General features: G+C 35.1%; 14 protein-coding genes. 3 read left to right on the plus strand and 11 right to left on the minus strand.

Annotated features, from left to right (window positions below):
• The first annotated feature begins 310 nt into the window (after positions 1-310).
• Together BUB45_RS13500 and modA are read left to right on the plus strand one after the other, a co-directional pair.
• Positions 311-700, plus strand: coding sequence for a DUF1189 family protein (locus tag BUB45_RS13500; protein WP_240458840.1), 390 nt, complete (start codon positions 311-313; stop codon positions 698-700).
• Between the two features lie 84 nt (positions 701-784).
• Positions 785-1,573 (plus strand): molybdate ABC transporter substrate-binding protein, encoded by a 789-nt coding sequence (modA, locus tag BUB45_RS13505; RefSeq protein ID WP_073010517.1) that lies wholly within the window; start codon positions 785-787, stop codon positions 1,571-1,573.
• Between the two features lie 317 nt (positions 1,574-1,890).
• On the opposite strand, the gene rpsR is transcribed toward modA, so the two are convergent.
• The 7 genes from rpsR to BUB45_RS13540 all read right to left on the minus strand — a co-directional run bounded on the left by rpsR (position 1,891) and on the right by BUB45_RS13540 (position 6,974).
• Positions 1,891-2,121: a 30S ribosomal protein S18 gene (gene rpsR / locus BUB45_RS13510; protein WP_050350602.1), complete on the minus strand. Its 231-nt coding sequence runs from the start codon at positions 2,119-2,121 to the stop codon at positions 1,891-1,893.
• Positions 2,122-2,140: 19 nt separating this feature from the next.
• Positions 2,141-2,641: a single-stranded DNA-binding protein gene (gene ssb / locus BUB45_RS13515; RefSeq protein ID WP_073010520.1), complete on the minus strand. Its 501-nt coding sequence runs from the start codon at positions 2,639-2,641 to the stop codon at positions 2,141-2,143.
• Positions 2,642-2,656: 15 nt separating this feature from the next.
• Positions 2,657-2,947, minus strand: a complete 291-nt coding sequence (gene rpsF, locus BUB45_RS13520) for a 30S ribosomal protein S6 (RefSeq protein WP_073010523.1) — start codon at positions 2,945-2,947, stop codon at positions 2,657-2,659.
• Between the two features lie 161 nt (positions 2,948-3,108).
• Positions 3,109-4,209, minus strand: a complete 1,101-nt coding sequence (gene ychF, locus BUB45_RS13525) for a redox-regulated ATPase YchF (RefSeq protein ID WP_073010526.1) — start codon at positions 4,207-4,209, stop codon at positions 3,109-3,111.
• Positions 4,210-4,452: 243 nt separating this feature from the next.
• The gene (locus BUB45_RS13530; RefSeq protein ID WP_073010529.1) at positions 4,453-4,650 is read right to left on the minus strand and encodes a DUF951 domain-containing protein; all 198 of its coding nucleotides are present in this window, start codon (positions 4,648-4,650) and stop codon (positions 4,453-4,455) included.
• 242 nt (positions 4,651-4,892) lie between these two features.
• The gene (locus BUB45_RS13535; protein ID WP_084723682.1) at positions 4,893-5,921 is read right to left on the minus strand and encodes a mechanosensitive ion channel family protein; all 1,029 of its coding nucleotides are present in this window, start codon (positions 5,919-5,921) and stop codon (positions 4,893-4,895) included.
• Positions 5,922-5,948: 27 nt separating this feature from the next.
• Entirely contained in the window at positions 5,949-6,974 is a 1,026-nt protein-coding gene (locus tag BUB45_RS13540) for a YkvI family membrane protein (RefSeq protein WP_073010532.1), read from the minus strand.
• A gap of 88 nt (positions 6,975-7,062) precedes the next feature.
• On the opposite strand from BUB45_RS13540, the gene yyaC reads away from it, so the two are divergent.
• Positions 7,063-7,665 carry a spore protease YyaC gene (gene yyaC, locus BUB45_RS13545; RefSeq protein ID WP_073010535.1) on the plus strand — a complete coding sequence of 201 codons (603 nt, stop codon included), beginning with the start codon at positions 7,063-7,065 and terminating at the stop codon, positions 7,663-7,665.
• 254 nt (positions 7,666-7,919) lie between these two features.
• Here the strand turns inward: yyaC and BUB45_RS13550 are convergent, their stop codons facing one another.
• The 4 genes from BUB45_RS13550 to noc form a co-directional block, all read right to left on the minus strand.
• Complete coding sequence (locus BUB45_RS13550; RefSeq protein ID WP_073010538.1) at positions 7,920-8,627, minus strand: DUF554 domain-containing protein; 708 nt, start codon at positions 8,625-8,627, stop codon at positions 7,920-7,922.
• A gap of 346 nt (positions 8,628-8,973) precedes the next feature.
• Positions 8,974-9,813 carry a ParB/RepB/Spo0J family partition protein gene (locus BUB45_RS13555; RefSeq protein WP_073010541.1) on the minus strand — a complete coding sequence of 280 codons (840 nt, stop codon included), beginning with the start codon at positions 9,811-9,813 and terminating at the stop codon, positions 8,974-8,976.
• The gene (locus tag BUB45_RS13560) at positions 9,794-10,567 is read right to left on the minus strand and encodes a ParA family protein (RefSeq protein ID WP_073010544.1); all 774 of its coding nucleotides are present in this window, start codon (positions 10,565-10,567) and stop codon (positions 9,794-9,796) included. Before BUB45_RS13560 ends, BUB45_RS13555 begins: the two co-directional genes overlap by 20 nt.
• A gap of 355 nt (positions 10,568-10,922) precedes the next feature.
• A complete protein-coding gene (gene noc / locus BUB45_RS13565; RefSeq protein WP_073010546.1) occupies positions 10,923-11,807 on the minus strand; it encodes a nucleoid occlusion protein in 885 nt (294 codons plus the stop codon).
• Positions 11,808-11,839: the final 32 nt, after the last annotated feature.

Genomic DNA, 11,839 nt, shown 5'->3' on the forward strand with positions numbered 1-11,839 from the left:
AAATGATATCGATATTGTTGCCAATCATCCATTAAATTCGGTTCAACAATTGTTTTTCAATTCGTTTACAAGGAATTTATTCTTTATTTCTACTATAATAGAAGTAGTTAGAAAAACGTAACACTAAGTTTTAAAAGAATGTTGCAGTTTTTCTTATACTATAGTACATTTTATACTTTCTTAGAGTGAAATAAAGACAAGGGTGACAATAATGATATTCTTCCATGCGTTCATACATAGTATCAAACTCCCCAAAAAGAACGCAATATTCCAGCTTAATCGTATTGGGATGGATATTGCAGTTATTTATATGTTAATTCTTATCTTACTTGTATCTATTCCTTCATTTCTCCAATATACTTTAACAACAGGGGATGGAGTAGCAGCACAGTTAAATGGTTTTTTCAAAATCATTTACTTTTTTATTTTTCATTATTTGCCTTTATCAATCATAATATTTATTCTTTTATCTATTATAGCGGGTATTGGAACACTTATAGCCAAATTTATGGATCGAAAATTAAAGTTTTCTATACTATGGAAAATGTCTGTTTTTACCACAAGCATCCCTTTTTTGTTCTACACAATTGTAGGAATCTTTTTTCCTCTGCAAGATAGTTTCTTATTCCTATTCTGTGCTTATTCATTACTATTTCTCGTTTTGATTATTACCGTATATCCAAAACGGCGGAAAAAGTAGAAAAAATGAAAAAAACTATTTAAAGCTCCGTTCATTTGATTATTAGAACAGTGATAGAATATTATGAGCACTAGGAGGACTTACATGAAGCATATTTTTATCCTTTGCATCAGCATCGTTTTTCTAACAGGGTGCTCTCTGTTTGAGGAAGAACAACTATTCGAGCAACCTGCTGAACAAAATAAAATACTTGTAGCTGCTGATTCCAGTTTGAAAGATGTACTTCCAGAACTAATCACGAAATTTGAAAAAGAACATCCGACAATAGCAGTAGAAGTTAATTTTGCAAGTTCTGGCCAATTAGCTGGTAATATTCAACAAGGGGCTCCCATCGACCTGCTCTTATCTGCAAATAAAGAGTGGACGGATACGTTAAAAAAAGAAGGATTAATTCTAAATGGTTCGCAAAAAAGATTTGCTCACAATCAACTCGTATTAATATCACATACAGATAAAGAGCTATCAATAGAAGATTTAAGTGATTTAAAACGGGCTCCTTTTAAAGAACTCGTTCTAGGTGATACCGTGAATGTAACAGCTGGTGATTATGCACAAAAAGCTTTCCAATCAAATGAAGTAAATATATGGGACACCATTAAAAATAAAACTGTCTATGTTAAAGATGTAGCAGACATTATGGAAAAGGTGAAAGAGGATGCGCAAACACTTGGCGTTGTATATGCTTCCAACGCGTTGCAAAACGAGGACATAAACGTGATCTATGAAATTGACGAGCACCTCCATCCACCCATCGTTTATGAAACGGGAATTACTTCCTATAGTACAAATCATCATGATGCGAAGGTGTTAACCGATTTTATAAGTTCAAAAAAGGCAACAGAAACTTTTGCAGCATATGGGTTTGGAGAATAGTTCAAACTCATACACGAACAAGACTTCATTTACTTCCATTTTTTTATGTAAGTCAAATAAAACTGTGGTCTGTATTGTTTTCTTGCATACGCTACTCACTATTAAAGCCTAGAAAAAATTCAGTTATCACCAAATAAATAGAGCGATAATTTACGGTTTAAAAACATTCTATAATGTTTAGAAAAACGAAGGCTTGCCGCCAAGTCTCCTAGCGATAGCCTTCGTTTTTCTTATACTATAATCAATAATAATTTTATACTTTCTTATCTGTTAAAAAAACCATCTTCTGCAAGTAGCAAAAGATGGTTTTTTTATGATTACTCAGCCACATATGGCAATAAAGCCATTGTACGAGCACGTTTGATTGCTTTCGTTAGTTTACGTTGATATTTTGCAGAAGTTCCAGTTACACGACGAGGAAGAATTTTTCCACGTTCAGAAATAAAACGTCTTAGCAAGTCAACATCTTTATAGTCAATGTGTGTAATTCCGTTCGCTGTAAAATAACACACTTTACGACGTTTTGCACGACCGCGACGAGCTGCCATCAATATGACCTCCTTTTAATTAAAATGGTAAATCATCATCTGATATTTCAATAGGTTCTCCATTATTTTGAAATGGATTTTCCTTGTTATTTTGATTTTGACTTTGACTTTGTTCATATGGGTTGGATTGCGGTTCGAATTGACCTTGGTTTCTGTTTGGTTGAAATCCTGATGCACCTTGTCCCCCGCCCTGAGAAGAACCTTTTGTTTCCAAAAATTGAACACTTTCTGCCACTATTTCAGTAACAAATACTGTTTTTCCATCTTGGCCTTCAAATCGGCGTGTTTGCACTCGTCCATCCACACCAACCATGCTACCTTTATTCATATAATTCGCCAGGTTTTCCGCTGCTCTACGCCAAACGACACAGTTAATAAAATCTGCTTCACGGTTCCCCTGTTGATTGGAAAATGGACGGTTTACCGCAAGTGTGAAATTGGCAACTGCTACGCCACTTGGGGTGTAACGTAAATCAGGATCCTTCGTTAACCTGCCGACAAGTACGACACGATTTAACATCCGAACCACTCCTTATTATTGATCATCTTCTCGAACGACAATATGACGAATAATATCATCAGAAAACTTTGCTAGACGGTCAAACTCGTTAATAGCTTGATCATCACTGCTGAAGTTAATGATTACATAATACCCATCACGATAGTCATTGATTTCATAAGCAAGGCGTTTTTTGCCTTTTTCATCAACTTTTTCAATCTCCGCACCATTATCAGTAAGAATACCATTGAAACGCTCTATTAAAGCTGTCTGCGCTTCTTCTTCCATGTCTGGGCGGATGATGTACATGATTTCGTATTTTCTCATCCGTAGCACCTCCTTTTGGACTTAGCGGCTCCCAATATTCGACGGTAAATAATGTCGTCATGAGAGCAAGGAGTAATTCATAAAATTTAATTACTCACGATAGTGTATTATACCAAATCATCTTACAAATGACAAGTTTTTCGAGAGATCCTGTTTTACGTTTACACATTAAATCGGAAGTGTATAACATCGCCATCTTGAACGATGTAATCTTTCCCTTCTAACCGTACCTTTCCATTTTCCCGCGCTTTTGTCATAGATCCAGCTGCTACTAAATCATCGTAGGACACCGTTTCAGCACGGATAAAACCACGTTCAAAATCAGTATGAATGATTCCAGCAGCTTGTGGTGCTTTCATCCCTTTACGGAACGTCCAAGCACGAACTTCTTGTTCTCCCGCTGTAAAATATGTCGCCAATCCTAATAAATGATAAGAAGCTTTAATCAGCTTGTCCAGACCCGATTCTGTAATACCTAAATCGTCCAAGAACATGGCTTTTTCTTCTTCATCTAATTCGGAAATCTCTTCTTCTATTTTTGCACAAACGACAATCACTTCTGCATTTTCTTTTTCTGCATATGCTTTTACTTTTTGAACATGCTCATTGGCATCTGTATCTGCTACTTCTTCTTCACTTACATTAGCTACATAAAGCGTTGGCTTACTTGTAAGCAAATGTAGTCCTTTAACAATTTTCCATTGTTCTTCATTAAACTCCATTGCTCTAACTGGTTGTTCTTCTTCTAATCCTGTCTTCAATTTACTTAATACGTCAAATTCTGCAACAGCAGATTTTTCCTTTTGCCTAGCTAATTTCTCCACACGTTGGAATCGTTTGTTCACCGTTTCCAAATCTGCAAGAATTAATTCCAAATTAATAATATCCATATCTTCAACTGGATCGACTTTTCCAGATACATGCGTAATATTCTCATCATCAAAGCAACGGACGACTTGGCAAATAGCATCTACTTGACGAATATGAGATAAAAACTGGTTACCTAATCCCTCCCCTTTACTTGCGCCTTTTACAATACCTGCAATATCTGTAAACTCAAATGTTGTTGGTACTGTCTTTTTTGGTTTTACTAATTCTGTTAATTTATTTAAGCGTTTGTCTGGTACTTCTACAATTCCTACGTTTGGATCTATGGTCGCAAACGGATAGTTTGCTGCTTCTGCTCCAGCTTGGGTAATTGCATTAAATAACGTGGACTTACCGACGTTTGGAAGACCGACAATTCCTGCTGTTAAAGACATGCCTATTTCACTCCTTAAGGATTCCATTCATATGACGCATTTGTCCTTCTCATTATAGATACAAGCCAATCAAATGACAAGCTAACTAAAAGTAAAAGTAGACAGAAATAGCTGCCTACTTTTACACTTTACCCTATTAAATTTCATTTTCTCTTTATCTTTAATCATAATTATACCATTTTAACACGGTCATCGCTATTTCTTTACACATGAAAAAATTTCTTTTTCCTTTTATATCCGTACTTATTCTTCTGCTTTTATCAGTATTTTTTTCATTTTTTTCTCAAATTGTTTACGCGGGATCATGACACTATGATCACAGCCCAAACATTTAATACGAATATCCATTCCCATCCGTATAATTCGCCAACGGTTGTCGCCACATGGATGTGGCTTTTTCATTTGTACGACATCATGTAGTGCAAATTCTTTTCCTTCCATTACCCTGTTCTCCTTCATTATTTATCATTGTAAGATGAACTATCTAAACCTTAACATGTATAATAAGCAAATGCTACGCTAGGATTAGCGATTCAAAATTTTAACTCTTATAAAGCGGTAAATTAGTGTTTATAAAGATAATAAGAATACACGACAGTAACAGATCAATATTTCTTATTGGCTCCTTCCTTAATAGAAAATCTGTGCCTCCCCATCGGTTTTTCTATTTATAATTATTTTGCTTATTCATCGCCTTCCCTTTGTGGGGACTGTTCGCCATGCGATTCAAGATCCGGATATCCTGTTCGATTACTCGAGCTATCATGAAACTGTTTCCTTTGGCTATAATCCAATAATTCTTGCTTCTGGTCCCGAGAATACATCACGATTCTTGGAGATGGTATTTCAATTCCTGATCGATAAAGGTAATGTTGCATATCACGGCGAATATTTCTTTCTGCAGCCCATTGAAAACCAGGTAATGTTTCTGCAATGACACGAATTACAAAATGAGACGCTTCTAAATTTTGCACACCAATAATTTCTGGGGTTCCTACAACAAAATCATATTTATCTGGTAGTGTAACAGCAACTTCATTTATTAAGCGCTCTGCGTCATCGACACTACTCTCATAAGGTACATTAATATCTACGATTGCTAACCCATTATGAACGGAATAATTGATAACTTGGGTGACATTACCATTTGGTAAAATATGCATTTCACCTGTCCAGCTTAATACTTTCGTTGTTCTTAAACCGATTTCTTCCACCGTTCCTTCAATACCTGCGACACCAACATAATCGCCTACAGAAAATTGGTCTTCAAAAATAATGAAAAATCCTGAGATAATGTCTCTGACTAAATTTTGCGCACCAAAACCAATTGCTAAACCAGCGACACCTGCACCAGCAATTAATGCCCCTATTTGCAGACCAAACACACCATCTAAAATCATAAGAAGTGCGATAAAATAAACCACATATGCAATTACATTTTTAATTAATTTTTTTAATGTGTTTTCCCGACGTTCCGTAATGCGAAGGGGGCCTTTATCCCGATTCTTAAATAACCGGTCCACTACTTTCCGAGAAATACGAATGACCATTAGAGATAATACGAGAATAAGTATAATTTGCAGCATACCTTTTCCAACTGAAAACCATAAATCAGCACCTGTTAAATAATCCCATGCATCATTCATCAGTTTATGAAAATTATCTACTTCTTTTTCTACATTTTCTTCTACTGTACTTTGCGTTAAATTCATCCTAAGCCTCCCATGCCTTATCAAAATCTATATTTTTGGTTTTTCCATTTTATCCCAAAAAGGGAGAAATAATAATCGCGTTAATACGTATAAATTTAATATACCGTAAATGGGGTATAAGTATTGAATTAAAGTTGAAAAACCGAGAGCTGTTAATGGAATCATTGTAACCAAGGTCAAGCAAACAATCAACCATAATGGCTGCTTGACATAGTCTTGTATACGGCTCACAATGCCAAGTATTCCTGAAGCAGCTGTGGTAAAAATAGCAAACCATAATAATATACTCATAAAAACGAGCATTTGTAATGGATAGTTCTTCATAATAGCAAATAATGGAATCTCATATACTAGTACTTCATCAGCAATTTGAATTAAACTATTATTGTAAATAAACGAAATAACTCCAAGTGTAAGCCCACTGCCAATAGAAGCAATCCATATTTCTTGTTTTGATTGTACTTTATGTCCGATGGCTCCCAAGACAGCAATTAGCGGAAGAATATTTAATGCCGTAAAAGGGAATGCGGCCATCCAATTTCGTTGTTCATGCCAATGTGAAAAAAGATCCAATTTTTGATCGACTGTAAACCATAATAGAACAAACACAAGCCCTGTTAATAATATTGGTAATATAAATTGGTTTATAGATAGGAGGCCGTTCACTCCTTTTAAAAATAGTAGTATAAGCGCAACAATTATTATACTTATTCCCCACCAGTAAGGGTAATTAAACGCTTGCGATGTTGCACCACTACCAGCAATCATAATAACAGTAGTTGTAAACAAATAAATAAAAATCATCACGTCATACACTTTGGTTAATTTCACACCTACAATATCTCGCAGAACTGGTAAGTAGTGGGTAGACTTTCGTGTGTAGCTTACATTCATAATGCCTATACAGCAAATAGTAAAAAAACAGGCAAATAACACAATAGCTAGTCCACTTTCATGCCCAAAAAATTGCCATAATTCTCTTCCTGAAGCATACCCTGCTCCAATCGTTGTGCCAATAATTAAAAACATCCATTGCATCCCTGCTCGTATCATCTCTTTTCCTCCATTTATTTTAATCATCTACGTATAGATTCAGGAAAATATCCGTATACTATACCAATATGTCTTTGGAGGATAAGCTATGATTTTTAAAAACAAATTATTGGATAATCAAGATCAATTCCGTATGCACTATACAGATCCGGAATTCCATTTGAATATGCTAAACCGTTTTTTAGCACTTCTCCCTCCGTCACCACGGGAATATGTAGTTGTATCTATTGGGACAGACCGTTCTACAGGAGATGCTTTAGGACCACTTGTTGGGAGTTTGTTTTCTGAGAAGAAACCGAGGCATATTTCTATCTATGGCACGTTGGATAACCCCGTTCATGCTGTCAATTTACAAGATTATCTACATCAAATTGAGACATCATACCGACATCCTTTTATAATAGCCATTGATGCTTGTTTAGGAAAGCAACATTCTGTAGGAAAAATTATTGCAGGAAAAGGACCTATTAAACCTGGCGCAGCATTAAATAAGCCACTTCCTGCTATAGGAGATGTTCATCTTACTGGTGTTGTTAATGTGAGTGGATTTATGGAGTACGCTGTTTTACAAAATACGAGATTGCAAATTGTTATGGCAATGGCCAAATTAATTGCCGACCTTTTAGATTATGTAGATCAACGTTTAACATATAGAAAAAGAATGCCAGCTGTGGTTTCAACGACCATATAAGAATCGTTTTCTTTATGAAGCCATGACAAGCGCTGATGCAGGAGTCAGAAATTCATTGATTGGGCAATTTTTCTCTTAATCGATGGTACCCGTCTCCCATACATATGGACTATAGATGGAACAAAAGGGATAGGCTATGCACACCTAATCCTTTTGTTCACTATAGGAATGTATAAGATTTTTTAGTTTATAGTATTTAGAAAACAAGACTTTTTCAGCTATAGGAATCTAACTATGTTACCCTACATGTATAGTTACAAAAATAGTAGATATACAGAGTAAACGAAGCCTACCATTATAACAGCTGGTAATAGATTTCCTATTCTTATAGATGTAATATTTAATAGATTTAGTCCAATTGCTACAATTAATAAGCCACCTACTGCTGTTACTTCCGTGATGAAACCATCCAAATATGCTTTAGGAATGATTCCCTCGATTTGTGTCGCTAATAGAGCAATAGAACCTTGATATAATAGTACAGGAATAACTGATAATATAACCCCAAATCCTAACGTTGTCGTCAATACTAAGGAGACAAAGCCATCTAATATACCTTTTGTTATTAAAACTTCATGATCTCCTCGCAATCCACTATCTAACGCTCCAATAATGGCCATTGCACCAATGACAAATATTAAAGAGGCTGTAACAAAACCTTGCGAAACTCGTGTATCATCTTCTTTAGAACCTAATTGATTGCCAACCCATTTTCCTAATTGATTTAAACGGTCTTCTAAGCGAAGCCATTCTCCTAGAACAGCTCCCATCAGTAAGCTTAGTAAAACCACAATAATTTGTTCCGTGACAAAAGCCATTTGCAAACCAATTAATATGACAGCTAAACCGATTCCTTGCATGACAGTCTCTTTATACCGATCTGGGATTTTAGTGAATACTAAACCTAGTAAGCTGCCAATAATAATTAAAACTCCATTTATAATTGTACCATATAATGCTATTTTGTCCGCCTCCCCTATTTAAATATATCACTGTTTCACGTGAAACATTTGTATGTAACTTACATTTATATGAAAACGCGATTGTAGGAAAATTTAATTATAGCTCATGTATAATGATTTACGATAAAACTGTCTTCTCTTATCTAGTGCCTTTCAGCAAAGTGATTACATTTTAGAAAAATTTGGCTTGCCGCCAAGTCTTATGGCGAATGGCATCGTTTTTCTAATATTATAACCCCTGAAATTTTATACTTTCGTATAATGTAAAACGAAAGACTGACAATATTGTCAGTCTCTACTTATTTCTAATATTATCCTAGTTAGAAACAACTCTAAAAACAGAAACTCATTCATTTTCAAGCGTATCAATAATACGCTGTAAATCGTTATCGTTATAAAATTCTATCTCAATTTTACCTTTCCGTTTGCCACGTTGAATGGTTACAGCAGTTCCAAACCTTTCTCTAAGAAACGTTTCTCTTTCTTGAATAAATACATCTTTCTTTGGTTTTTCTTTTTGTTTTACAGGCTTTTCGTTCAATTGAACGATCAATTTTTCTACCTGTCTTACATTTAATTTTTCTTTTCGTATTTTTTGTACTAAGGCTTGAACTTTTGTTTTATCCTTCAGACCCAGTATAGCACGCCCATGCCCCATGGAAAGCTCTCCATTATTTATGTAGGCAATAACGGACTCAGGCAAAGAAAGCAATCGTACCATATTAGCGATGTGTGATCTACTTTTTCCTAACCGTTTCGATAATTCTTCCTGTGTAATGTTTAATTCGTTCATTAAGTTAGCATACGCATGGGCCTCTTCGATAGGAGTTAAATCCTCTCGCTGCAAGTTTTCCAATAAAGCCAGTTCCATCATTTTATCATCGGTTAAGTCTTTAATAATGACTGGTATCTTATCTAGTCCTGCCTCTTTAGCTGCACGATATCTTCTTTCTCCTACGACAATTTCATAGCCTTTAATGCTCGCTCGAACAATCAAAGGCTGAATAATACCGTACTCAAGAATAGATTCTTTTAACTCTTCAATAGCGTCTGCGTGAAAAGTTTTTCGAGGCTGATATGGATTTGGACGGCACTCAGAAATAGCAATTTCCTCAATAACATCATCTTGTTTTTCCTCAACCTCTGGAAAGAAAGCATTAATTCCTTTACCTAACCCTTTCGCCATTGGCCATCACTTCCTTCGCTAACTCAAGATATACTTCTGCACCTTTTGACTTTGCATCATAAGTAATAATTGGCAAACCATGACTTGGAGCTTCTCCTAATCTTACATTTCTTGGAATTATCGTTTGATAGACTTTGTCTTGAAAATATTTTTTCACTTCTTCAATAACTTGTAAACCTAAATTGGTTCTAGCATCAAGCATCGTTAATAACACTCCTTCAATCATAAGTGTTTTATTAAGATGCTTTTGTACTAGTCTAATGGTGTTTAGCAACTGACTTAGCCCTTCCAATGCATAATACTCACATTGTACTGGAATAATGACAGAGTCAGAAGCAGTTAGTGCATTTAAAGTCAATAACCCAAGTGATGGAGGGCAATCAATGATAATGTAATCATAGTCTAGCTTCAGATTCTCTAATGATTTTTTAAGCCGTATTTCTCTAGATATTGTTGGCACCAACTCTATCTCTGCCCCAGCTAATTGGATAGTAGCAGGTATAATATCTAAATTGTCAATCGTTGTAGAAATACATACTTCTTCCGCAGGTAAATCTTCTACAAGGACATTATAAATACAATGTTTTACATCTGCTTTATTTACACCTGTTCCACTTGTAGCGTTACCTTGCGGGTCTACATCTACAAGAAGAACCTTATTTCCTAAATGTGCTAAACAAGCACTTAAATTAACAGATGATGTTGTTTTTCCTACGCCACCTTTCTGGTTAGCGATGGACATTATTTTTCCCATGTTGACACCTACCTAAAACGATATACTATCTATTTTATCATTTTTTCTTCTAAATAGCTGACTAATTTTAATTTTGTTAGCGATTCGTAATTTTAGTAGATACATAATTCTTAAGAAATACATGGTTTGCCATAAAAACACCGTCATTTTTCTTTTACAATAAACGTAAATAGTGAAAAACACCCACCTTTGTAGAGATGGGTTACCTGTAGAAAAACTGGCTTACCATCAAATTTCTATGGAGGAGCCAGTTTTCTTGTATTATAAATCAAAGGATTTTATATTTTCCTATAGTATAAGTATGATCCTTTTCTGAAACGATATGGTTATCATTAAACTTAAATATATAAATGAATTATTTCTTCTTTGGAATTTTAATCGTGATTTGGTAATAATCTTCTAAATCTTGTTCATCAGACTCAACTTCAACACCTGTATCAGAAACCATGTTAAGGGATTGACGTATCGTATTCATTGCAATACGAATATCCTTATTAAAACCTTTTCGTTTAGCTGTATTCCTTTTTGCGGGTTTTTCTTTCCGCTCATTTATTTTTGCTATTTTATCTTCTGTTTGCTTTACATTTAAATGATTTTCAATGATTTTTTGTAATAATTTAATTTGTTCCTCTTCATCACTTAATTTAATGAGGGCTCTAGCATGCCTCTCTGTGATATATTTTCCTAGCAATGCTTCTTGAACTGCTTGCGGCAATTTAAGTAATCGTAACTTATTTGCAATAGTTGATTGGTTTTTTCCTAATCGTTGAGCAAGCGCTTCTTGGGTTAAATCATGAATTTCTAATAGTTGCGCATACGCTGTTGCCTCTTCGATTACAGTTAGTTCCTCACGTTGTAAATTCTCTATAAGGGCAACGGAAGCAGTCTCTGTGTCCGTCATTTCTTTGACAATAGCAGAAATATGTTCCCATCCTAAGGACTCCACCGCTCGCCATCTTCTTTCTCCAGCAATAATTTCATAGTGTTGTTCTGCCTGGTCATTTTCATCCAAATGCCTAACGATAATTGGTTGGATCATACCATGTGTTTGTATCGTTTGAGCAAGTTCTTTTATCTTTTCTTCACTAAAAATAGACCTAGGCTGATAACGATTAGGTTTTATATTTTTAACAGGGATCTGTATCACTTCATTGGAGTGAATATCTATACCTGAATCGGAAGCATTTCCCTGTTCAGGTTTATCACCGATTCCAAAAAAACGGTTAAAGGGCTTCACCATAATTCCACACCACCTCTATTTTACTATTATAA

Source organism: Virgibacillus chiguensis, from assembly GCF_900129865.1.
GTDB classification, from domain to species: domain Bacteria; phylum Bacillota; class Bacilli; order Bacillales; family Amphibacillaceae; genus Virgibacillus; species Virgibacillus chiguensis.